Origin of the sequence: Variovorax sp. MSC1_012, from assembly GCF_023667525.1 — a bacterium.
Taxonomy (GTDB): Bacteria; Pseudomonadota; Gammaproteobacteria; order Burkholderiales; family Burkholderiaceae_C; genus Variovorax; species Variovorax beijingensis_B.
The window spans coordinates 3,447,657-3,468,609 of the sequence record NZ_CM174443.1 but is presented as its reverse complement, the minus strand read 5'-3'; the positions used below and the strand labels follow the sequence as shown (position 1 = coordinate 3,468,609).

The following is a 20,953-nucleotide window of genomic DNA, read 5'->3' as shown; positions in this document are numbered from 1 at the left end:
CCTTGCATCTCATTCCGCTCGCTACGCCGGCAAGATTGCGGTCGATGGTTCAAGAAAACGAAGGAGACAACTTCATGCAGACGCAGCAGATCCCGGTCGACAACGGCGTGCAAGTGGCCGCACGCCGCTACGAGCCCGCCGGTGCAGCCCGCGCCAGCATCGTCATCGGCGGTGCGATGGGCGTGCGCCAGTCGTTCTACGAACCCTTCGCGCAGTGGCTCGCGCAGCAGGGCCTGCGCGTCTGGACCTTCGACTACCGCGGCTCGGGCGATTCGCGCAACGGCGCCTCGCTGCGCGGCTTCGAGGCCGACCTGTTCGACTGGGCGCGCGACTACGAAGCGGTGATCGATGCCGCCAAGGCCGCGTTGCCCGAGCAGCCGCTCTACCTCCTCGGCCACAGCCTGGGCGCACAGCTGCCGGGTTTCCTGCAACGGCCCGAGCAGGTGGACGGCCTCGTCAGCATTGCGGCCGGCAGCGGGTACTGGCGCGAGAACGCGCCGAAGCTCAAGCGCAGCATCCTCTACTTCTGGTTCGTGCTCGTGCCGCTGGCCACGCGGCTGTGCGGCTACTTTCCGGGCCGCCGGCTCAAGAAGGTGGGCGACCTGCCGCGCGGCGTGATCCTGCAGTGGCGGCGCTGGTGTCTCCACCCGCGCTACAGCGTGGGCGCCGAAGGCGAGCTGGCGCTGCAGAGCTACGGGCGCGTGCGCTTCCCGGTGCTCGCGCTTTCCATCACCGACGACGAACTCATGACGCTCGCCGGCACCGAAAGCCTGCTGAGCTTCTATGCCGGCGCGCCGCGCGCCATGGAGCGCATTGCGCCGGCCGACGTGCAGGCACGGCGCATCGGGCACTTCGGCTTCTTCCGCGAACAGTTCAGCCAGAGCCTGTGGCCGAGCATGGTCGACAAGCTGCACCGGCTGGCCGCGCTTACCGCAGTGCAGCAAGCCGGCGTCCCGCACACGACTGCGTGACGCCATCCACCGGAGGCACACTGCAAATCATCATGAGCACGCAACACCCCTTCGACAAGGCCCTGGCCCTGCAGCACAGCGACATCCGCGCGGGCCACTTCACCGGTGCCACGAGCCCGGACTACTGGAACATGGTCGGCCCATTCGGCGGCGCCACCGCGGCCATTGCGCTGCAGTCGGTGATGCAGCATCCGGATGTGCTGGGTACGCCGATCGCGCTGACCGTCAACTTTGCGGCCGCGCTGGAGGCCGGCGCATTCGACGTGCAGGCCATCGCGGTGCGCACCAACCGCTCGACCCAGCACTGGACCGTGCAGATCACGCAGCCTGGCGCAGGCGGCGCGCCGAACATGACCACCACTGCCACCGTGGTGACGGCCGCGCGCCGCGAGACCTGGGGCCAGAGCGACATGCCGATGCCCGAGGCGCCCAGGCCCGAGACGGTCGAGCGCCTGAGCGTCGGCCCGGCCGGCGTGGCCTGGCTCGACCAGTACGAAATGCGCCTGTTCAGCGGCAGCATTCCCGCGAAGTGGGACGAGAGCCTGCATCACAGCGAGAGTCGGCTCTGGCTGCGCGACGCGCAGGCGCGGCCGCTCGACTTTGCCTCGCTGGCCGCGATGAGCGACGTGTTCTATCCACGCGTCTGGCTGCGGCGCGCCAGGCATGTGCCGGCCGGCACGGTGTCGATCACCACGTATTTCCACGCCGGGCCGGCGCAGTTGGCCGAGGTTGGCACGGGCTACCTGCTGGGCCGCGCGGCGGGGCAGCAGTTCTTCAACGGCTTCTTCGACCAGAAGGCGCATCTGTGGAGCGAGCAGGGCGTGCTGCTCGCCACTTCGAACCAGATCGTCTACTACAAAGAATAGCGATCGATGACTTCCATGCAAAAGACCGCACTCATCGTCGGCGCCGGCGACGCCACCGGCGGCGCCATCGCCCGCCGCTTCGCGCGCGAGGGCTATGCCACCTGCGTCACGCGCCGCAGCCTCGACAAGCTGCAGCCGCTGGTCGCGCAGATCGAGGCCGCGGGCGGCCGTGCCCACGCCTTTGCCTGCGATGCGCGCAAGGAAGAAGAAGTGGTCGCGCTCGTCGAGCAGATCGAATCGACGATCGGGCCGATCGAGGTGATGGTGTTCAACATCGGCGCCAATGTGCCCGAGAGCATCCTGAGCGAGACCGCGCGCAAGTACTTCAAGGTGTGGGAGATGGCCTGCTTCTCGGGCTTTCTCAACGGGCGCGAGGTGGCCAGGCGCATGGTGGCGCGCGAGATGCCGAAGAGCGGGCATCGCGGCACGATTATCTTTACGGGCGCCACGGCATCGCTGCGCGGCGCTGCGAATTTCGGCGCCTTCTCGGGCGCGAAGATGGCGCTGCGTGCGCTGGCGCAGTCGATGGCACGCGAACTCGGGCCGCAGGGCATCCATGTGGCGCACGTGGTGGTCGACGGCGCCATCGACACCGAGTTCATCCGCAGCAATTTTCCCGAGCGCTATGCGCTGAAGGAAAGCGACGGTATCCTGAACCCCGAGCACATCGCCGACAGCTACTGGATGCTGCACTCGCAGCCGCGCGACGCCTGGACGCATGAGCTCGATCTGCGGCCTTGGTCGGAGAAGTTCTGAGATGATTTCGGGCGCTTCGATTCATCGATTGGATGTCGTTCGGGGCGCGATCACGCCGACGGGGTACGCGGCGAAGCGAATGTCCCCCGCCTTCGGCTCCTCCTTTATTTCGCTGCGCAAGGCACCCCATCGACGTGTTCGTTGTTCAGAGCGGTTGTTGATCGCAAGATCAATAGCAGCGTGCCCAGGTGCACAGGGCATCGGGTGCTCCCCGCAGCGAAATCAAGGAGGAGGCCGCAGGCCGGGGGACATTCGCGGAGGGGAGTACCCGGTGTCCTGTGCACGCGCCCTGAACAACAGCGCCCCCGAACAACAGCGCCAAGAACAAGAGCACCCCATAAGGAGACCCCAATGACAAAGACCGTCGAGTTCTATTTCGACTTCGGCAGCCCCGCCGCCTACCTCGCCGCCACGCAGCTGCCCCACGTCTGCGCCGACACCGGCGCCGAACTGGTCTGGAAGCCCATGCTGCTGGGCGGCGTGTTCCAGGCCACCGGCAACCGCTCGCCGGCCGAGGTCGTGCCCAAGGCGCCGTACATGACCATCGACCTGCAGCGCTTTGCCAAACGCTACGGCGTGCCCTTCGTGCACAACCCGCACTTTCCCATCAACACGCTGCTGCTGATGCGCGGTGCGACCGGCCTCCAGATGAAGGAGCCGGCACGCTTCGGCGCGTATGTCGATGCCGTCTTCCATGCGATGTGGGTCGAGCCGAAGAACATGAACGACCCGGCCACCGTGGCCGCCGTCTTGCAGAATGCGGGCTTCGATGCCACCGCCTTGCTCGCGCTGGCCGGCACGCAGGAGGTGAAGGACCGCCTGAAGGCCGTCACGCAGGAAGCGGTGGCGCGTGGCGTGTTCGGCGCGCCCACCATGTTCGTCGGCGATCAGATGTTCTGGGGCCAGGACCGCCTGGATTTCGTGCGCGAAGCGCTCGACGCCTGATCGCGCCGCCATCAAAACCGTTTTATCCAAGGACCATTCCCATGAGCGACATCCTCGTCCACACCGAAGCCGGTGTGATGACCCTCACCTTCAACCGCGTCGACAAGAAGAACTCCATCACCAGCAGCATGTACGGCGAACTCGCCGATGCACTGGCCGCGGCCGAAGGCGATGCGGCCGTGCGCTGCGTGCTGATCCAGGGCGACCCCACCATCTTCAGCGCAGGCAACGACATCGGCGACTTCCTCAACGCGCCGCCCGCCGGCAAGGACTCGCCGGTGTTCCGCTTCCTGCGCGGCATCGCGGCCTTTCCCAAGCCCATCGTGGCTGCGGTCTGCGGCCCGGCCGTGGGCATCGGCACCACGATGCTGTTCCACTGCGACCTGGTCTACGCCGGCGACAACGCGGCGTTCTCGATGCCTTTCGTGAACCTGGGCCTGTGCCCCGAGGCGGCGTCGAGCCTGCTGGTGCCGCAGATGCTGGGCTACCACCGCGCGGCCGAGGCACTGCTGCTGGGCGAACCCTTCATGGCCGAGGCGGCGCTCGAAGTGGGCCTGGTCAATCGCATCGTGCCGCCCACCGAAGCCAATGCCATCGCGCAGGTGCAGGCCCGCAAGCTCGCGGCCAAGCCGCTGAGCGCGCTGGTCGAGACCAAGCGCCTGCTGAAGAAGGCGCAGATGCCGGCCGTGCTCGAACGCATGGACGAAGAAGGCGCGAGCTTCGGCCGCATGCTGCGCGAACCCGCAGCGCGCGAAGCTTTCGGCGCCTTCATGGAGAAGCGCAAGCCCGATTTCTCTAAGGTCTGAGGCGCGTTTTCACGCTTGCCGGCAAACGGCGCATGCGTACACTTCTGCCGTGCAAGTTTTCGAGACACGATCGCCGGCAACGCCCACCCAGCGCGCGAATGGTGCTACTGAAAAAGTAGCAATCAATGCGGCGCGCAGGCGTACTTTAGGCCTGCTCGCAGGCGCCCTGGCCGCGCCTTCGCTGGCCTTGGCCCGCATGCGGCCGCTGCGCATCGGCGTCATCGGCTCCTGGTCCGGCCCCTATGCCGCCGGCGGGCGCCAGTTCGATGCCGGCATGTCGGTCTGGCTCGCTGCGCACAACCAGCGCATCGCGGGGCGCCCGGTCGAACTGCTGCGCCGCGACGTGCCCGGCAGCGCGCCCGAGCAGGCGCGCCGCCATGCGCAGGACCTGGTGGAAAGCGAGCGCGTCGATCTGCTCGCGGGGCTGGACTTCAGCTCCAACGCCTACGCCGTCGGCGCCGTGGCTACGCAGGCCAAGGTGCCCCTCCTGGTGATGAATGCGGCCTCGTCAGGCATCACGGCGCGCTGTCCGGTTGCGGTGCGGGTGTCCTTCACCATTGCGCAGGTCACGATGCCGCTGGCGCGCTGGGCGGTCCAGCAAGGGTTGCGCGATGTCTGCACCGTGGTGGCCGACTACGCCTCGGGCGTCGATGCCGAAAGCGCCTTCGTCTCGGCCATCACCGCCGGCGGCGGGCGCGTCGGCGCGATGCTGCGCGTGCCGCTCAACACGCTGGACTATTCGGCCTACATGCTGCGGCTGCGTGAGCTCAGGCCGCAGGCGGTGTTCTTCTTCCTGCCTTCGGGCCAGATGCCCGCGACCTTCCTCAAGTTCTGGCGCGACCGCGGCATGGCCGACACCGGCATCCGCCTGCTCGCGACCGGCGATGCCACCGACGACCACTACCTCCAGGGCATCGGCGAGCTGGCCGAGGGCCTGGTGACCAGCCATCACTATTCGTTTGCCCACGATTCGGCGGCCAACCGCCGCTTCACCGGTGTCTTCGAGACCGAGTACGGCAGCCACCTGCGCCCCGGCTATTTCGCGGTGGCGGCGCACGATGCGCTCGCGGCGGCCGATGCCGCGATGAGTTCGCCGGCCGCGCGCGGCGGCCTGGGCGGCGAACGGCTGGTGGACGCTTTCCGGGGCCTCCAGCTCGAGAGCCCGCGCGGCCCGATCGAGATCGACGCCCACACGCGGGACATCGTGCAGGCCGTCTACATCCGCCGCACCGAGCGGCTCGGCGGGCGCTGGGTCAACCGCGAGTTCGAACGCTTCGAGCGGGTGCGCGACCCGGCGCTGTGAGCGCGCTCAGGGTTGCTGCTCGATCGGCCGGGGCCGGCCGTTGTCGTCGATGGCCACGTAGGTGAAGGTGGCTTGCGTCACCTTGACGTATTCGCCCTGCGCCTTGAAGCGTTCGGCGAAGACCTCGACCGTGACGGTGATCGAGGTGCGCCCGATGCGCACCAGCTTCGAATAGAAGGACAGGATGTCGCCCAGCCGCACCGGCTGCTTGAAGATGAATTCATTCACCGCGACGGTGGCCATGCGCCCCCTGGCGTAGCGTGCCGGAATGACCGAGCCGGCCAGGTCGCACTGCGCCATGACCCAGCCGCCGAAGATGTCGCCGTTGGCATTGACGTCGGCCGGCATTGGAATGACCTTGAGCACCAGCTCCATGTCGGTGGGCAGGCTCTTGAGGGTCGCGGCGGCGGCGGTGCTGGAAATATCGGACATGGGCACAATCTGGAACAAACAAAGCAACCACGATTGTCCCTCATGCGCCGCAGCGGCGAAGCCCTACCTCCCCCCTCCCATACCGCCACCGGCCACGCGCCGGCGCGCAGCGACCGCTCCGACTGGGCGACGCTGCGCCGCCTTTTCCCCTATCTCTGGCAGTACAAATGGCGGGTGATCGCCGCGCTCGGCTTCATGGTGGGCGCCAAGGTGGCCAACGTGGGCGTGCCGGTGCTGCTCAAGGACCTGATCGACACGATGACGCCCAAGCCGGACATGGCGCAGGCGCTGCTGATCGTGCCCCTCGGGCTCCTGCTGGCCTACGGGCTGCTGCGCTTTTCGACCGCGCTCTTCGGCGAGCTGCGCGAGCTGATCTTCGCCAAGGCCACCGAGGGCACGGCGCGGCAGATCGCGCTGGAGGTGTTCGGCCACCTGCATTCGCTGAGCCTGCGCTTCCACCTGGAGCGCCAGACCGGAGGCATGACGCGCGACATCGAGCGCGGCACGCGCGGCGTGCATTCGCTCATCTCGATGTCGCTCTACAGCATCGTGCCCACCCTCATCGAGCTGGCGCTGGTGCTCACCATCCTGGGCGTGAAGTTCGACTCGCTGTTCGTCTGGATCACGGCCGCGGCGCTGGTGCTCTACATCACCTTCACGGTCACCGTGACCGAGTGGCGCACCCAGTTCCGCAAGACCATGAACGAGCTCGACTCCATGGCCCAGAGCCGCGCGGTCGATTCGCTGCTGAACTACGAAACCGTCAAGTACTTCAACAACGAGGAGTTCGAGGCCAAGCGCTACGACGCCAGCCTGGACCGCTACCGCAAGGCCGCCATCAAGAGCCAGCGCACGCTGAGCATGCTCAACATCGGCCAGCAGCTGATCATCGCGACCAGCCTGGTGCTGATGCTCTGGCGCGCCACCTCGGGCGTGGTCGAAGGCCGCATGACGCTGGGCGACCTGGTGATGGTCAACGCCTTCATGATCCAGCTCTACATTCCGCTCAACTTCCTGGGCGTGATCTACCGCGAGATCAAGCAGAGCCTGACCGACCTGGACAAGATGTTCGTGCTGATGGAGAAGGAGCGCGAAGTGCGCGACGCACCCGGCGCGCAGCCGCTGTCTTTGCTCCCTCTCCTTCCGGGAGAGGGCAGGGGTGAGGGCGGCGGCGTCGACTCCACCATCCGCTTCGAGGACGTGAGCTTTGCCTACGAGCCCGACCGGCCCATCCTCAAGCACGTGAGCTTCGAGATTCCAGCCGGCAAGACGGTGGCCGTGGTCGGCCCCTCGGGTTCGGGCAAGTCCACGCTCGCGCGGCTGCTCTACCGCTTCTATGACGTGCAGCAGGGCCGCATCACCATCGGCGGCGAGGACATCCGCGAAGTACAGCAGTCGAGCGTGCGCCGCGCGATCGGCATCGTGCCGCAGGACACGGTGCTGTTCAACGACACGGTCGAATACAACATCGCCTACGGCCGCCCCGGTGCCACGCGCGAAGAGGTGGAGAACGCCGCGCGCGCCGCGCGCATCCACGACTTCATCGCCGCCACGCCCAAGGGCTATGAAACCACCGTGGGCGAGCGCGGCCTCAAGCTGTCGGGCGGCGAGAAGCAGCGCGTGGCCATTGCGCGCACGCTGCTCAAGAACCCGCCGATCGTGATCTTCGACGAGGCCACCTCGGCGCTCGATTCGGCCAACGAGCGCGCCATCCAGTCGGAGCTCAGGAGCGCCGCGCAGGACAAGACCACGCTGGTGATCGCGCACCGCCTGTCGACCGTGGTCGACGCGCACGAGATCCTGGTGCTCGAAGCGGGCGTGATCGTCGAGCGCGGCACGCATGCCGAGTTGCTCGCCAAACAGGGACGCTATGCGCAGATGTGGGCTTTGCAGAAGAGCGAAGCCACGCCACTGATGTAGCCCGATCATTCATCTTTTCAAATCGACCCAGGAGTTCAGACGTGCCGACCAAGATTCCCCTGCTGGTGCTCAACAGCCTCTCGAGCGCCCACCAGGCCCAGATTGCCGAGGTCTACGACATGACCTATGCCTTCGACCCCGCCGCGCGCGCCGCAGCCATTGCCGAGCACGGAAAGAAATTCCGCGCGGTGCTGACCATCGGCGTGATCGGCATCACGCCCGAAGAAATTGCGGCCATGCCGGCGCTCGAGCTGGTCTGCTGCATGGGCGCAGGCTACGAAGGCGTGCCGCTCGAAGTGACGCGTGCGCGCGGCATCGCCACCGCCAACGGCGCGGGCACCAACGACGACTGCGTGGCCGACCATGCCTTCGGCCTCCTGATCGGCATCGTGCGTGAGTTCCGCAAGCTCGACCGGCTGTGCCGCGAGGGCGTGTGGCGCGAAGCCATTCCGCAGCCGCCGAACGTCTCGGGCAAGAAGCTCGGCATCCTGGGGCTCGGCACCATCGGCCAGAAGATCGCCAAGCGCGCGGCCGCGTTCGACATGGAGATCGGCTATCACAACCGCAAGCCGCGCGAAGGCGCAGCGCACCGCTACTTCGATGACCTGAAATCACTGGCCGCCTGGGCCGACTTCCTGGTGCTGGCCGCGCCGGGCGGGCCGGCGACCAGGCACCTGGTCAATGCCGAAGTGCTCGATGCGCTCGGGCCGCAGGGCTACCTGGTCAGCATCGGTCGCGGCAGCGTGGTCGATACCGAGGCGCTGGCCGCGGCACTGCGCGAGAACCGCATTGCCGGGGCCGGCCTCGATGTATACGAAAGCGAGCCGAAACGGCCCGAACCGCTCGTCGGCCTCGACAACGTGCTGCTGACGCCGCACATGGCGGGCTGGTCGCCCGAGGCCACGCAGAAGTCGGTCGACCATTTTCTTGCGAATGCCGAAGGGCACTTCGCGGGGCGCGGTGTGTTGACGCCGGTCTGAGGTCTTGCTCCTTCCCCCGCTGGGGGAAGATTGGGATGGGGGCAGGCAGGGCGCTCGATGGATGCGCCGCTTGCCCCCACCCCTGCCCTCCCCCGGAAGGGGAGGGAGTCACGCCAATACCGGGGGGCGATGAGAGCCCCAGCCGCAGGCCTGGTCATAGGCATGCCCGAGCCGCAGCACGTCGAGGTCCGCATGGATCGGCCCGGCCAGCTGCAGGCCCATCGGCAGGCCGCCTTCGCCGAAACCTGCGCGCACATTGAGCGTCGGCAAGCCCGCCAGCGTGAACGGCGTCACGATCTCCATCCACCGGTGGTAGGTGTCGCTCGGCACACCGGCCACTTCGGCGGGCCAGTGCAGTTCAGCATCGAAGGGGAACACCTGCGCCGTGGGCGCCAGCACGAAATCGAAGCGCTCGAACAGCCTGAGGAACGCGCGGTACACGTTCGAGCGGTAGAGCGAAGCCTGGTAGAGCGAGGCCGCATCGAGGTGCCGGCTCTGCTCGATTTCCCACTGCGCTTCCGGCTTGAGCTGCGCGAACAGTTTAGGGTCGCTCAGGTAGGCACCGAGCTTGCCGCCGACCAGCAGCTGGCGCAGCCGCAGCCAGGCGCTCCAGTTGTGTTCGCGCGGCACGTCGAGCGTGCACGGCTCGACCTCGCAGCCGATGGTGCGGAAGGTGCCGAGTGCCTGCTCCCCGAGTTCGCGGATGCCGGGCGCGAGCGGCAGCTCGGGCCAGAGGCTGCCGAGCCAGCCGATGCGCTGGCCTTTTCCATCGCCCTCGAGTGCGATGGCATCGGGCGAGGGCAGGGCGTGCGGCGACGACAGCGGCACGCGCGCATCGAAGCCCGCCTGCACCGCGAGCAGCCGCGCGGTGTCTTCCACCGTGCGGCCCATCGGGCCTTCGGTGCCCAGCTGCTGGAAGAACAGTTCCTGCTCGGGGTCGCCGGGCACGCGGCCGCGCGAGGGCCGCATGCCGATCACATTGTTGAACGCGGCCGGGTTGCGCAGCGAACCCATCATGTCGCTGCCGTCGGCCACCGGCAGCATGCCCAGGGCCAGCGCCACGGCCGCGCCGCCGCTGCTGCCGCCGGCGCTGCGTTCGGGCGCATGGGCGTTGCGCGTGATGCCGAACACCGTGTTGTAGGTGTGCGAGCCCAGGCCGAATTCGGGCGTGTTGGTCTTGCCGATCACGATGGCGCCGGCCGCGCGCATGCGCGCGACGTGCAGGCTGTCGGTGCGCGCCGGCGAGCGCGGCGAAAGCGGCGAGCCCATGGATGTGGGCAGGCCCGCCGCATGGCTCAGGTCCTTCACCGCCAAGGGAAAGCCATGCATCCAGCCGCGCCGTTCGCCGCGTGCCAGTTCGGCATCGCGCTCGCGGGCTTCGGCCAGCAGCACCTCGGATTCGCGCAGCGAGACGATCGCGTTGAAGCGCGGGTTGAGTGCCTCGATGCGGGCCAGCGAGGCCTGCATCAGCTCGTGGCAGGACACGCTGCGGGCCGCGATGCGGCGCGAGAGTTCGGTGGCGCTCAAGTCGAGCAGATCGGCTGAAGGCATGGCGAATGCGGGAAAAGGAGGGGGAACCCAGTATGGCGCGGCGCTCGCATAATCGCCGCGTATGGAAACAAAGTGGCTCGAAGACTTCATCAGTTTGGCGGAAACGCGCAGCTTCAGCCGCTCGGCCCAGTTGAGGCACGTGACCCAGCCCGCGTTCTCGCGCCGCATCCAGGCGCTCGAAGGCTGGGCCGGCACCGACCTGGTCGACCGCAGTTCCTACCCCACGCGCCTCACGCCCGCGGGCCAGACGCTCTACAGCCAGGCCATCGAGATGCTGCAGTCGCTGCAGAGCACCCGCGCCATGCTGCGCGGCCACTCGGCCGCCGGGCAGGACGTGATCGAGATCGCGGTGCCGCACACGCTGGCCTTCACTTTCTTTCCGTCGTGGGTGACCAGCCTGCGCGAGCACTTCGGCCCCATCAAGAGCCGGCTCATCGCGCTCAACGTGCACGACGCCGTGCTGCGCCTGGTCGAGGGCAGCTGCGACCTGCTGATCGCCTATCACCATCCTTCCCAGCCGCTGCAGCTGGACGCCAACAAGTACGAGATGGTCAGCCTGGGCGAGGAAACCGTGGCGCCCTGGGTCAAGGCCGATGCCGACGGCGCGCCGCGTTTCCGGCTGCCCGGCCGGCCGGGCCAGCCGCTGCCCTACCTGGGCTACGCGCCCGGCGCCTACCTGGGACGCGTGGTCGACCAGCTGCTGAAGGAGTCGGGCACCGCCATCCACCTCGACCGGGTCTATGAAACCGACATGGCCGAAGGCCTGAAAGTCATGGCGCTCGAAGGCCACGGCATCGCCTTTCTGCCGCAGAGCGCGGTGCGCAAGGAGATCAAGGCGCGCAAGCTCGTGAGCGCGCTGCCGCCCGAGATCGACAGCCTGGAGGCGACGATGGAGATCCGCGCCTACCGCGAGCGGCCGAGCACGCCGGCGGCCCCCGTGAAAACCGGCACCGGCCGCTCGGCAAAGGCTGCCGCTGCTTCCGAGAACCTGCAGCCCAAGCGCACGGCCGATGCGCTGTGGTCGTACCTGGTCGGTGCCCAGCCGCCGGGCCGCTGACCGCCACCCGATCGATTGACGCGCGGAATTTGTGCGCTGCACAATCTATAAATGCAGCGCATAAGCCCCCCCCGCAAACGGCATTGGCGCTGCAGACCCGCGGCCACTACAGTCGCGGCAGTTTTTTGCCGCTGTCACACAGCAATCTTTACGGCACGCGCCATCCGCGTGCTTTTTTTTAGCCGAGGAACCTGTATGAGCCCCAATTTCAGGACCGAACACGACTTTCTCGGCGAGAAGCAGATTCCTGCCTTTGCCTACTGGGGCGTGCACACGGCGCGCGCGGTCGAGAACTTCGCCATTTCCGGCACCCGGGTGTCGGCCATGCCCGACCTGGTGCGCGCGCTGGCCTTCGTGAAGAAGGCGGCCACGCGCGCCAATGCCGACCTCGGCGCCATCGACCGCGAGCGCGCGGCCGCCATCATCCTGGCCTGCGAGGACCTCATCGAGGGCAAATTGCTCGATGAATTCGTGGTCGACGTGATCCAGGGCGGCGCCGGCACCTCGACCAACATGAACGCCAACGAGGTGATCTGCAACCTCGCGCTCGAGAAACTCGGCCACGAAAAGGGCCGCTACGACGTGCTGCATCCCAACGACCACGTCAACGCCTCGCAGAGCACCAACGACGTGTATCCCACGGCGGTGCGGCTGGCGCTGTGGTTCGCCATCGGCCGGCTGCTCGAATCCATGGCGGCGCTGCGCAAGAGCTTCGAAGCCAAGGCGCTCGAGTTCAAGGACATCCTGAAGATCGGCCGCACCCAGCTGCAGGACGCCGTGCCCATGACGCTGGGCCAGGAGTTCCTGACCTACGCCATCATGATCGGCGAGGACGAGGCCCGGCTCGGCGAGGCGCGCGCGCTCATCGAGGAAATCAACCTGGGCGCCACCGCCATCGGCACCGGCATCAACGCGCCGCACGGCTATGCCAACCTGGCCTGCCAGTACCTGGCCGAGCAGACCGGCGTGCCGCTCAAGCAGTCGGCCAACCTCATCGAGGCCACGCAGGACACCGGCGCCTTCGTGCAGCTGTCGGGCGTGCTCAAGCGCGTGGCCACCAAGCTCAGCAAGACCTGCAACGACCTGCGCCTGCTCTCCAGCGGCCCGCAGGCGGGCTTCGGCGAAATCCGGCTGCCGGCGCGCCAGGCCGGCTCGTCGATCATGCCGGGCAAGGTGAATCCGGTGATCCCGGAAGTGATGAACCAGGTGGCCTTCGAGGTCATCGGCAACGACATCACCGTGACCATGGCGTCCGAGGCCGGCCAGCTGCAGCTCAACGCCTTCGAGCCGATCATGGGATGGAGCCTGTTCAAAAGCATCCAGCATTTGGGCAACGCCTGCATCACGCTGCGGCAGAACTGCGTCGACGGCATCGAGGCGAACCGCGAGTTCCTGGCCAAGCGGGTGAGGGAGTCGGTCACGCTGGTCACCGCGCTCAATCCGCTGATCGGCTACGAGAAGGCAGCACTGATCGCCAAGACCGCGCTGGCCACCGGCGGGCCCATCGACCTGGTGGCCGAATCGCTCGGCATCATGACCCGCGCCGAGATGGAGGCGCTGCTCGTGCCCGAGAACCTGACCCAGCCGGTGCGCCTGTCCGCGCCGGTGCCGCCGGCTGCCGAGCCCTCGGGCACAAAGGCTGCTTAGTGAAAGTCGGACAATGCCAATGGGTCCACCTGCACCACCACAGCGCCCGGATGCGCGCGGCCGGTGCGGCCGTCGTCGAGAATGCACCGGGTTGGTCCGGGTATTCCCCATCACGTGAATGTCTAGAATTTCGTTGTATCTGTATCTTCCAGTCACCTCAGGAGTTTTCCGTATGAAAAAGCAAGTATTGGCATTGGCAATCGCAGCCCTGGCTGCCGGCGGCGCTTTTGCACAGGCCAATGACACCCTGGCCAAGATCAAGGCCTCGGGCAGCATCACCGAAGGCGTGCGGGAATCCTCCGGCCTCTCGTACACGCTGGGCAACGGCCAGTACACCGGTTTCCACTACGACATCTGCGCCAACATCATCAAGGACGTCCAGAAGCACCTGGGCCTGGCCAAGCTGGAAACCAAGTACCAGCCCGTCACCTCGCAGAACCGCGTGCCCCTGGTGCAGAACGGCACCGTCGACCTCGAGTGCGGCTCCACCACCAACAACGCCACGCGCCAGAAGGACGTTTCCTTCGCGGTAACCACCTACGTTGAGGAAGTGCGCATCGCGGTCAAGGCCAATTCGGGCATCAACGGCATCAAGGACCTCAACGGCAAGACCGTGGCCACCACCACCGGCACCACCTCGGTGCAGACCCTGCGCAAGAACGAGCGCGCCGGCGGCATCGACTTCAAGGAACTCTATGGCAAGGACCACTCCGACAGCTTCCTGCTGCTCGAATCGGGCCGCGCCGACGCCTTCGTGATGGACGGCTCCATCCTGGCCTCGAACATCGCCAAGTCGAAGTCGCCCGCCGACTTCAAGATCGTCGGCGAAGTGCTCAGCGTCGAACCCATCGCCATCATGATCCGCAAGGACGACCCGGCCTTCAAGAAGGTGGTGGACGACAGCATCAAGGCACAGATCAAGAACGGCGAGCTCGCCAAGCTCTGGGACAAGTGGTTCCTGAAGCCGATTCCCCCGGCAAACGTCACGGTGAACCTGCCGCTGTCCGAAGCCACGAAGGCGGCCTGGGCCAACCCGAACGACAAGCCGATGGAAGAGTACGCCGCCAAGAAGTAAGCACGGCAAGGTCATCCGCGCAACGCCCGCCGCCCCCGGCGGGCGTTTGTTTTCGCAAATGCGGCGCGCGGGCATGGCCTTTCGCAAGCTAGCTAGCAGTCTGGAAATCTGAAAGAAGGAGAGTCCCCGATGGGATCAAACTGGGATTGGCAGGTCTTCTTGCAAGACCCGGGCGGGAAGTACCCGACCTACTGGGAGTGGATGCTGTCCGCATGGGGCTGGACCGTGTCCGTGGCCCTGCTGGCGCTCATCGTTGCGCTGGTGCTGGGTTCGCTGATCGGCATCATCCGCACCTTGCCCAACAGTCCATGGCTCATACGCCTGGGCAATGCCTGGGTCGAGCTGTTCCGCAACATTCCGCTCCTGGTGCAGATCTTCCTCTGGTACCACGTGATTCCGGCCATGATTCCGGTTATGAAGGGCGTGCCTAGCTTCGTGCTGGTGGTGCTGGCGCTGGGCTTCTTCACCTCTGCGCGCATTGCCGAGCAGGTGCGCTCGGGCATCCAGGCGCTGCCCAAGGGCCAGCGCTACGCGGGCATGGCGGTGGGCTTCACCACGCCGCAGTACTACCGCTACGTCATCCTGCCGATGGCCTACCGCATCATCATTCCGCCGCTCACGAGCGAAACGATGAACATCTTCAAGAACTCGTCGGTGGCGTTTGCCGTGTCGGTGACCGAGCTCACGATGTTCGCGATGCAGGCGCAGGAAGAAACCTCGCGCGGCATCGAGGTGTACCTGGCGGTGACGGGGCTCTACGTGATCTCGGCCTTTGCGATCAACCGCATCATGGCCTTCATCGAGAAGAAGACGCGCGTGCCGGGCTTCATCGTCTCGGCCAGCGGCGGCGGGGGACACTGACATGATGAATCTCGACCTGTCGTTCTACAACTGGGACGTCATCAGCAACTTCGTCGTCAAGGGCTTCTACTTCAGCATCATGCTGACGATCGTGGCCACCATCGGCGGCGTGCTCTTCGGCACCGTGCTGGCGCTCATGCGGCTGTCGGGCAAGAAGTGGCTCGACGCGCCCGCCGCCATCTACGTCAACGGCATGCGCAGCATTCCGCTGGTGATGGTGATCCTGTGGTTCTTCCTCCTGGTGCCGGCCTCGTTCTACGCGGCCTTCGGTTCCATCGGCTCGAACTACCGCTCGGAAATCTCGGCCGTGATCACCTTCATCGCGTTCGAGGCGGCCTACTTCAGCGAGATCATGCGCGCGGGCATCCAGTCGATTCCACGCGGCCAGGTGAATGCGGGCCAGGCGGTCGGCATGACCTACGGCCAGAACATGCGCCTGATAGTGCTGCCGCAGGCCTTCCGCAACATGCTGCCGGTGCTGCTCACGCAGACCATCATCCTGTTCCAGGACACCTCGCTGGTCTACGCCATCGGCGCCTACGACATGCTCAAGGGCTTCGAGACCGCGGGCAAGAACTTCGGCCGCCCGATCGAGGCCTACCTGCTCGCGGCCGTGGTTTACTTCATCATGTGCTATGCCTTGTCGTGGCTCGTCAAGCGCCTCCACAAGAAGATCGCCATCATTCGCTAGCCGAGTGGCTGAACCGGAGAAAGAAATGTCCGAAAAAATGATTGAAATCAAGAACGTCTCGAAGTGGTATGGCCCGGTGCAGGTGCTCAACGATTGTTCGGTGAGCATCTCCAAGGGCGACGTGGTGGTGGTGTGCGGGCCATCGGGCTCGGGCAAGTCCACCCTCATCAAGACCGTGAACGCGCTCGAGCCCTTCCAGAAGGGCGAGATCACCGTCAACGGCATTCCACTGCACGACCCCAAGACCAACCTGCCGAAGCTGCGTTCCAAGGTCGGCATGGTGTTCCAGCATTTCGAGCTGTTCCCGCACCTGTCGGTCACCGAGAACCTCACGATCGCGCAGATCAAGGTGCTCGGCCGCAGCCCCGACGAGGCCAAGACCCGCGGCCTCAAGATGCTCGACCGCGTGGGCCTGATGGCGCACAAGGACAAGTTCCCGGGCCAGCTCTCGGGCGGCCAGCAGCAGCGTGTGGCCATTGCCCGCGCGCTCAGCATGGACCCGATCGTGATGCTGTTCGACGAGCCCACCTCGGCGCTCGACCCCGAAATGGTCGGCGAAGTGCTCGACGTGATGGTGAGCCTGGCCAAGGACGGCATGACCATGATGGTGGTCACGCACGAAATGGCCTTTGCGCGCAAGGTGGCGAGCCGCGTGATCTTCATCGACGTGGGCGGCAAGATCCTGGAAGACTGCCCGAAGGACGAGTTCTTCAGCCACCCCGAGAACCGCCAGCCGCGTACCAAGGACTTCTTGAACAAGATCCTGCAGCACTGATCCACTGCGGCGCAAGGACAAGAGCCACGCTGTTTTGCAGCGTGGCTTTTTTATTGCCTACGGCAGCCGTGCGATGTGCTCCGTCAGCAGGTCGAAGAAGCCCTGCGCATCGCCATCGACGATCCAGTTCACGTTGGGTGGGCGATGCAGGCTGCCGTGCCAGTCGGCCGCGGTCTGGCCGAAGCCCATGCCTTCGCGGCTGTCGACCTCGACGTGGATGCGCCTGCCCTGGAAGAGCGAGGGCCGCAGCAGGTAGGCCGTGACGGTCGCGTCATGCACCGGCCCGCCGGGCATGCCGTAGTGCTGCATTTCCTGGGGGGCATAGGCGTCGAGGATGTCGGCGACGATCGCGCCGGCCCGGTTGCCGAGGCTGCGCAGCCGCGCGATGCGCTCGTCGCTCGTGAGGATCTTGTGCGTGACGTCGAGCGGCAGCATGGTGATCGGCACGCTGCACTTCAGCACGGCCTCGGCCGCATGCGGATCCGCGAACACGTTGAACTCCGCCGTGGGCGTGATGTTGCCGCCATTGAAGTGCGCGCCGGCCATGAGCACCAGTTCGCGCAGGCCGCGCACGATGTCGGGCGCCTGCTCGAGGGCGAGGGCCAGGTTGGTCTGCGGGCCGAGCATCGCGAGCGTGATGCTCTTCTCAGGCGCGGCGCGCAGCGTGCGGACCAGGTAGTCGACCGCATGGCCTTCGGCCAGCGGTATGGCGGGCTCGTGCACCTTCACGCCCGTGATGCCTTCGCGGCCATGGATGTTGGCCGCGTGGATCGGCGTGCGCTGCAGTGGCCGTTCGGCACCCGCATACACCGGAATCTCCGGTCGCCCGGCCCATTCGCAGGCGAGGCGCGCGTTGCGTGAGGTCTTGGCCAGCGGCACGTTGCCGGCCACCGTGGTCAGCGCCTGGACCGCGAGAGATTCGGGCGCCGCCAGGGCGAACAGCAGCGCGATCACGTCGTCCGCGCCGGGGTCCGTGTCGATGATCAGGGTGTGCATGGCCGCATTGTCGCGGCCCCCACCCCGATCCACAGGGACGCGAGCTTTACTTCTGGCGCGCCGCGATGGATTTCTCGGCCTTGGCCACGAGGTCCGCACCCACGGTCGACTTCCACTTGTCGTACACCGGCCGCGTGGCCTTCACGAAGGCGTCGCGCTCGGCGGGCGTGAGCTGGGTCACGGTGACGCCCATGGCGGCAATGTCCTTGAGCACCGGCTTGTCGGCTTCCACCAGGCCCTTGCGCGCAAGCGCGATTTCCTGCTTGCCGGCATCGACGGCGGCCTGGCGCACGATGGCCTGGTCGGCCGGCGTCCACGAGGCCCAGATCTCCTTGTTGACCACGAACACCAGCGGGTCGGCCACGTAGCCCCAGGTGGTCACGAACTTCTGGCCCACGGTGTGCATCTTGAGCACGGTGAACAGGAAGAGCGGGTTCTCCTGGCCGTCCACGGCGCCGCTGGCGAGCGCGGGCTGCGCATCGGCCCAGCTCATCTGCGTAGGGTTGGCGCCGAGCGCGGTGAACATGTCGGAATAGATCGGCGAACCGACGACGCGGATCTTCATGCCCTTGAGGTCGGCGGGCGACTTGATCGGCTTCTTCGAGTTGGTGATCTCGCGGTAGCCGTTCTCGCCCCAGGCGAGCGGCACGACACCGGCCTTGTCGAGGGTCTTGAACATGTCCTTGCCGACCTCGCCCTGGGTGAGGGCGTCGATGGCCGCGTAGTCGGGCATCAGGAAGGGCATGGAGAACAGGTTGAGCTGCTTGACCTGCGGCGACCAGTTGATGGTCGAGCCGACGGCCATGTCGATTACGCCCTGGCGCAGCGCGCTGAACTCGCGCGTCTGGTCGCCCTGGATGAGGGACACGCCGGGGTAGAGCTTGATGTTGATGCGGCCCTGGGTGCGCTCCTTGACGAGGTCGGCCCAGATTTTTCCGGCCTGGCCCCAGGGGGTGGGCGGGCCGAGCACCAGGGACATCTTGTATTCGGGCTTGTAGGCGGCCTGCGCCATGGCGCCGGTCGAGAACATGCCCAGGGCGGTGGCTGCGGCGGCAAGGCCCAAGAGGGTGCGGCGGAATTTCATGAGAGGTCTCCTTGTTTTCTGAACACAACTAAGCGATGGAATATTTTCGGGAACGTTCGGGGCGATGCTGTTCAGGGCGCGTGCACAGGCCACCGGGTACTCCCCTCCGCGAATGTCCCCCGCCTTCGGCTCCTCCTTTATTTCGCTGCGGGGAGCACCCGATGCCCTGTGCACCAGGGCAGGCTCTGGGTGTACCGCCGATCAACGACCGCTCTGCGCAACGCTCCCGTCGATGGGGTGCCTTGCGCAGCGAAATTAAGGGGGAGGCCGAAGGCCGGAGGACATTCGCGGAGCAAGGTACCCCGTCGGCGGGAGCGCGCCCTGGACAAAGCACCCAAACGCACGGCCTCATCTTCAATACCCCAGCTTCCTCGGAAGCCACAAGGCGAGTTCAGGGAAGACGATCACCAGCACCATCACCACGAACATCGAGAACAGCATCCAGCCCACCCACGGCACGGTCTCTTCCATGCGCACCTTCGCGATGCGGCACGACACCATCAGGTTGACCGCGAGCGGCGGCGTGAACTGGCCGAGCGCCACCTTGAGCGTGAGGATCACGCCGAACCAGACCGGGTCCCACTTGTAGTACTGCACGATCGGCAGCAAGAGCGGCACGAAGATCAGGAAGATCGACACGCCGTCCAGGAACATGCCGACCGTGATGAGCAGCAGGATCAAGAGCGCCAGGATGCCGTATTCGCCCAGGCCCGAATTCACGATGGCGCGCGTCACCGGGTCGATGATGCCCAGCGTCGAGAGCGAATAAGCGAAGATCCCCGCGAGCGACACCACCAGCAAAATCACCGCCGAGAGCTCGCCCGATTCGCGCAATATGACGAACAGGTCGCGCACCTTGATGGTCCGGTGCACGCACATGCCCACGAACAGGCCGTAGAACACCGCCACCACCGCGGCCTCGGTCGGCGTGAACCAGCCCGCGCGCATGCCGCCCAGGATGAGCACCGGCGCCGCCAGGCCCCAGATCGCTTCGCGCAGGCTCTTCCAGAACGGCGGGCGCGGCAGCGTCGCTTCGAGCGCGCCCATCCTGTGCTGGCGGGCCAGCAGCACGGCCGGGATCATCAGCGCCAGGCCGGCCATCACGCCCGGGATCATGCCGGCCGCAAAGAGCGCCGGCACCGAGGCGCCGGGCACCAGCACTGAGTACACGATGAACGCGACCGAAGGCGGAATCAGGATGTCGGTGGCCGCCGCAGCGCCCACCACGCTGGCCGAGAAGGCGGCGGGGTAGCCCGCGCGCGACATGGCCGCGATCATCACCGCGCCCACGGCCGCGGCATTGGCCGGGCCCGAGCCCGAGATGCCGCCGAGGAACATCGCCACCGCAATCGCCACCAGCGGCAGCATGCCGGGCCCGCGCCCGACGACCGCCACCGCAAAGTTCACGAGCCGCAGCGCCACGCCCGAGCGGTCGAAGATGGAGCCCACCAGCACGAACATCGGAATGGCCAGCAGCGGGTACTTGCCGAGGCCGGCATAGAAGTTCTGCGGCACGGCCAGGAGGCCGAACCACTGGGCGTCGCTGTTGGCCAGCGCGATGCAGGCCGCGCCGGCCAGGCCCAGCGCGGCGCCGATGGGCACGCCCACCAGCATCATCGCGACGAAGGCGACGAAGAGCAGGGTGGGGATCACGATGCGTCGCCCTTGCCGCCTGGGTTCTTCGCCTCGCTGCGGTATTCCTTGCGGCCGCGGCGGATCATGAGGCCCACCGCACGCAGCGCGATGGCGAACGACACGACCGGCAGCCAGATCGAATACCACCACGCCGGCAGGCCGATGCCCGGCGTGGTTTCGTCGAAGCGGTAGTCGTCCCACACCATGCGGATGCTGAGCGCGCCGATCAGCGTGAACAGGAGGGCGATCATGAGCGCGCCGAACTGCGCGAGCCGCTTGCGCCGCGCCATGGAGCCGTTCTCGGAAAAATACTCGATGCGGATGTGGCGGTCGCGCGCCACCGCGGCCGAACCGGCCACCAGCGCCAGCATGATCATCAGGAAGACCGAGAACTCTTCGGTCCACGCGAACGAGGAGTCGGTGAAGTAGCGCACCAGCACGTTGGCAAAGGTGATGAGCGCCAGCGCGCCCATGATGACGACGGTGAGCCAGTCCTCGATGGCGAGCGGCACCCGGGTGGGCTCGTCGGCGGCTTCGATGTCTGGGGGAAGGGGGCTGGCGGCGTCCAGCAGGGGGCCGGACTCGTTGGGAGTGGTCATCGA

At 66.6% G+C, this 20,953-nt stretch carries 20 protein-coding genes; 14 read left to right on the top strand and 6 right to left on the bottom strand.

Translation table 11 applies throughout. The features are described 5' to 3' along the window. Positions 1 to 74 precede the first annotated feature (74 nt). The 6 genes from L1081_RS16405 to L1081_RS16380 all read left to right on the top strand — a co-directional run bounded on the left by L1081_RS16405 (position 75) and on the right by L1081_RS16380 (position 5,647). A complete protein-coding gene (locus L1081_RS16405) occupies positions 75 to 971 on the top strand; it encodes an alpha/beta fold hydrolase (protein ID WP_489413120.1) in 897 nt (298 codons plus the stop codon). 32 nt (positions 972 to 1,003) lie between these two features. Then, positions 1,004 to 1,837, top strand: coding sequence for an acyl-CoA thioesterase domain-containing protein (locus L1081_RS16400; protein WP_489413119.1), 834 nt, complete (start codon positions 1,004 to 1,006; stop codon positions 1,835 to 1,837). Between the two features lie 6 nt (positions 1,838 to 1,843). Next, positions 1,844 to 2,593 (top strand): SDR family NAD(P)-dependent oxidoreductase, encoded by a 750-nt coding sequence (locus L1081_RS16395; protein WP_489413118.1) that lies wholly within the window; start codon positions 1,844 to 1,846, stop codon positions 2,591 to 2,593. A 351-nt stretch (positions 2,594 to 2,944) separates the two neighbouring features. Further along, positions 2,945 to 3,538: a DsbA family protein gene (locus L1081_RS16390; RefSeq protein ID WP_489413117.1), complete on the top strand. Its 594-nt coding sequence runs from the start codon at positions 2,945 to 2,947 to the stop codon at positions 3,536 to 3,538. Positions 3,539 to 3,579: 41 nt separating this feature from the next. After that, on the top strand, positions 3,580 to 4,344 hold the full coding sequence (locus tag L1081_RS16385) for an enoyl-CoA hydratase (protein ID WP_124959754.1): 765 nt from the start codon (positions 3,580 to 3,582) through the stop codon (positions 4,342 to 4,344). A 196-nt stretch (positions 4,345 to 4,540) separates the two neighbouring features. Further along, entirely contained in the window at positions 4,541 to 5,647 is a 1,107-nt protein-coding gene (locus L1081_RS16380) for an ABC transporter substrate-binding protein (RefSeq protein WP_489416800.1), read from the top strand. A 6-nt stretch (positions 5,648 to 5,653) separates the two neighbouring features. Here L1081_RS16380 and L1081_RS16375 read toward each other — a convergent pair whose 3' ends face one another. Beyond that, entirely contained in the window at positions 5,654 to 6,079 is a 426-nt protein-coding gene (locus tag L1081_RS16375; protein ID WP_209502584.1) for an acyl-CoA thioesterase, read from the bottom strand. Positions 6,080 to 6,121: 42 nt separating this feature from the next. Between L1081_RS16375 and L1081_RS16370 the strand changes: the two genes are divergently transcribed. Both L1081_RS16370 and L1081_RS16365 read left to right on the top strand, forming a co-directional pair. Next, on the top strand, positions 6,122 to 7,999 hold the full coding sequence (locus tag L1081_RS16370; RefSeq protein WP_489416799.1) for an ABC transporter transmembrane domain-containing protein: 1,878 nt from the start codon (positions 6,122 to 6,124) through the stop codon (positions 7,997 to 7,999). 41 nt (positions 8,000 to 8,040) lie between these two features. Beyond that, positions 8,041 to 8,979: an NAD(P)-dependent oxidoreductase gene (locus L1081_RS16365; protein WP_489413116.1), complete on the top strand. Its 939-nt coding sequence runs from the start codon at positions 8,041 to 8,043 to the stop codon at positions 8,977 to 8,979. A gap of 108 nt (positions 8,980 to 9,087) precedes the next feature. Here L1081_RS16365 and L1081_RS16360 read toward each other — a convergent pair whose 3' ends face one another. After that, entirely contained in the window at positions 9,088 to 10,530 is a 1,443-nt protein-coding gene (locus L1081_RS16360) for an amidase (RefSeq protein ID WP_489413115.1), read from the bottom strand. A gap of 61 nt (positions 10,531 to 10,591) precedes the next feature. On the opposite strand from L1081_RS16360, the gene L1081_RS16355 reads away from it, so the two are divergent. From L1081_RS16355 to L1081_RS16330, 6 genes are all read left to right on the top strand, one after another. Further along, the gene (locus tag L1081_RS16355) at positions 10,592 to 11,587 is read left to right on the top strand and encodes a LysR substrate-binding domain-containing protein (protein WP_489413114.1); all 996 of its coding nucleotides are present in this window, start codon (positions 10,592 to 10,594) and stop codon (positions 11,585 to 11,587) included. A 195-nt stretch (positions 11,588 to 11,782) separates the two neighbouring features. Beyond that, complete coding sequence (locus L1081_RS16350) at positions 11,783 to 13,234, top strand: aspartate ammonia-lyase (protein WP_489413113.1); 1,452 nt, start codon at positions 11,783 to 11,785, stop codon at positions 13,232 to 13,234. Positions 13,235 to 13,406: 172 nt separating this feature from the next. After that, positions 13,407 to 14,309, top strand: a complete 903-nt coding sequence (locus L1081_RS16345) for a transporter substrate-binding domain-containing protein (protein ID WP_489413112.1) — start codon at positions 13,407 to 13,409, stop codon at positions 14,307 to 14,309. Between the two features lie 129 nt (positions 14,310 to 14,438). Then, complete coding sequence (locus tag L1081_RS16340; protein ID WP_489413111.1) at positions 14,439 to 15,170, top strand: ABC transporter permease subunit; 732 nt, start codon at positions 14,439 to 14,441, stop codon at positions 15,168 to 15,170. Between the two features lies 1 nt (position 15,171). After that, on the top strand, positions 15,172 to 15,861 hold the full coding sequence (locus tag L1081_RS16335; protein WP_258503943.1) for an amino acid ABC transporter permease: 690 nt from the start codon (positions 15,172 to 15,174) through the stop codon (positions 15,859 to 15,861). A 37-nt stretch (positions 15,862 to 15,898) separates the two neighbouring features. Further along, entirely contained in the window at positions 15,899 to 16,636 is a 738-nt protein-coding gene (locus tag L1081_RS16330) for an amino acid ABC transporter ATP-binding protein (protein WP_018903696.1), read from the top strand. A gap of 57 nt (positions 16,637 to 16,693) precedes the next feature. Here the strand turns inward: L1081_RS16330 and L1081_RS16325 are convergent, their stop codons facing one another. The 4 genes from L1081_RS16325 to L1081_RS16310 form a co-directional block, all read right to left on the bottom strand. Further along, positions 16,694 to 17,632, bottom strand: coding sequence for a nucleoside hydrolase (locus L1081_RS16325; RefSeq protein WP_489413110.1), 939 nt, complete (start codon positions 17,630 to 17,632; stop codon positions 16,694 to 16,696). Between the two features lie 46 nt (positions 17,633 to 17,678). Further along, complete coding sequence (locus tag L1081_RS16320; protein WP_489413109.1) at positions 17,679 to 18,716, bottom strand: TRAP transporter substrate-binding protein DctP; 1,038 nt, start codon at positions 18,714 to 18,716, stop codon at positions 17,679 to 17,681. Between the two features lie 354 nt (positions 18,717 to 19,070). Next, positions 19,071 to 20,369 (bottom strand): TRAP transporter large permease subunit, encoded by a 1,299-nt coding sequence (locus tag L1081_RS16315; protein ID WP_489413108.1) that lies wholly within the window; start codon positions 20,367 to 20,369, stop codon positions 19,071 to 19,073. Beyond that, positions 20,366 to 20,950: a TRAP transporter small permease subunit gene (locus tag L1081_RS16310; RefSeq protein ID WP_489413107.1), complete on the bottom strand. Its 585-nt coding sequence runs from the start codon at positions 20,948 to 20,950 to the stop codon at positions 20,366 to 20,368. Before L1081_RS16310 ends, L1081_RS16315 begins: the two co-directional genes overlap by 4 nt. Positions 20,951 to 20,953: the final 3 nt, after the last annotated feature.

Excerpts from the sequence above, each read along its gene's own strand:
- L1081_RS16375 (WP_209502584.1), bottom strand. The coding sequence starts at position 6,079 with ATGTCCGATATTTCCAGCACCGCCGCCGCCGCGACCCTCAAGAGCCTG.
- L1081_RS16320 (WP_489413109.1), bottom strand. The coding sequence starts at position 18,716 with ATGAAATTCCGCCGCACCCTCTTGGGCCTTGCCGCCGCAGCCACCGCC.
- L1081_RS16345 (WP_489413112.1), top strand. The coding sequence starts at position 13,407 with ATGAAAAAGCAAGTATTGGCATTGGCAATCGCAGCCCTGGCTGCCGGC.
- L1081_RS16400 (WP_489413119.1), top strand. The coding sequence starts at position 1,004 with ATGAGCACGCAACACCCCTTCGACAAGGCCCTGGCCCTGCAGCACAGC.
- L1081_RS16405 (WP_489413120.1), top strand. The coding sequence starts at position 75 with ATGCAGACGCAGCAGATCCCGGTCGACAACGGCGTGCAAGTGGCCGCA.
- L1081_RS16395 (WP_489413118.1), top strand. The coding sequence starts at position 1,844 with ATGACTTCCATGCAAAAGACCGCACTCATCGTCGGCGCCGGCGACGCC.
- L1081_RS16310 (WP_489413107.1), bottom strand. The coding sequence starts at position 20,950 with ATGACCACTCCCAACGAGTCCGGCCCCCTGCTGGACGCCGCCAGCCCC.
- L1081_RS16360 (WP_489413115.1), bottom strand. The coding sequence starts at position 10,530 with ATGCCTTCAGCCGATCTGCTCGACTTGAGCGCCACCGAACTCTCGCGC.
- L1081_RS16385 (WP_124959754.1), top strand. The coding sequence starts at position 3,580 with ATGAGCGACATCCTCGTCCACACCGAAGCCGGTGTGATGACCCTCACC.
- L1081_RS16340 (WP_489413111.1), top strand. The coding sequence starts at position 14,439 with ATGGGATCAAACTGGGATTGGCAGGTCTTCTTGCAAGACCCGGGCGGG.
- L1081_RS16370 (WP_489416799.1), top strand. The coding sequence starts at position 6,122 with ATGCGCCGCAGCGGCGAAGCCCTACCTCCCCCCTCCCATACCGCCACC.
- L1081_RS16325 (WP_489413110.1), bottom strand. The coding sequence starts at position 17,632 with ATGCACACCCTGATCATCGACACGGACCCCGGCGCGGACGACGTGATC.
- L1081_RS16350 (WP_489413113.1), top strand. The coding sequence starts at position 11,783 with ATGAGCCCCAATTTCAGGACCGAACACGACTTTCTCGGCGAGAAGCAG.
- L1081_RS16380 (WP_489416800.1), top strand. The coding sequence starts at position 4,541 with ATGCGGCCGCTGCGCATCGGCGTCATCGGCTCCTGGTCCGGCCCCTAT.
- L1081_RS16355 (WP_489413114.1), top strand. The coding sequence starts at position 10,592 with ATGGAAACAAAGTGGCTCGAAGACTTCATCAGTTTGGCGGAAACGCGC.
- L1081_RS16335 (WP_258503943.1), top strand. The coding sequence starts at position 15,172 with ATGATGAATCTCGACCTGTCGTTCTACAACTGGGACGTCATCAGCAAC.
- L1081_RS16330 (WP_018903696.1), top strand. The coding sequence starts at position 15,899 with ATGATTGAAATCAAGAACGTCTCGAAGTGGTATGGCCCGGTGCAGGTG.
- L1081_RS16390 (WP_489413117.1), top strand. The coding sequence starts at position 2,945 with ATGACAAAGACCGTCGAGTTCTATTTCGACTTCGGCAGCCCCGCCGCC.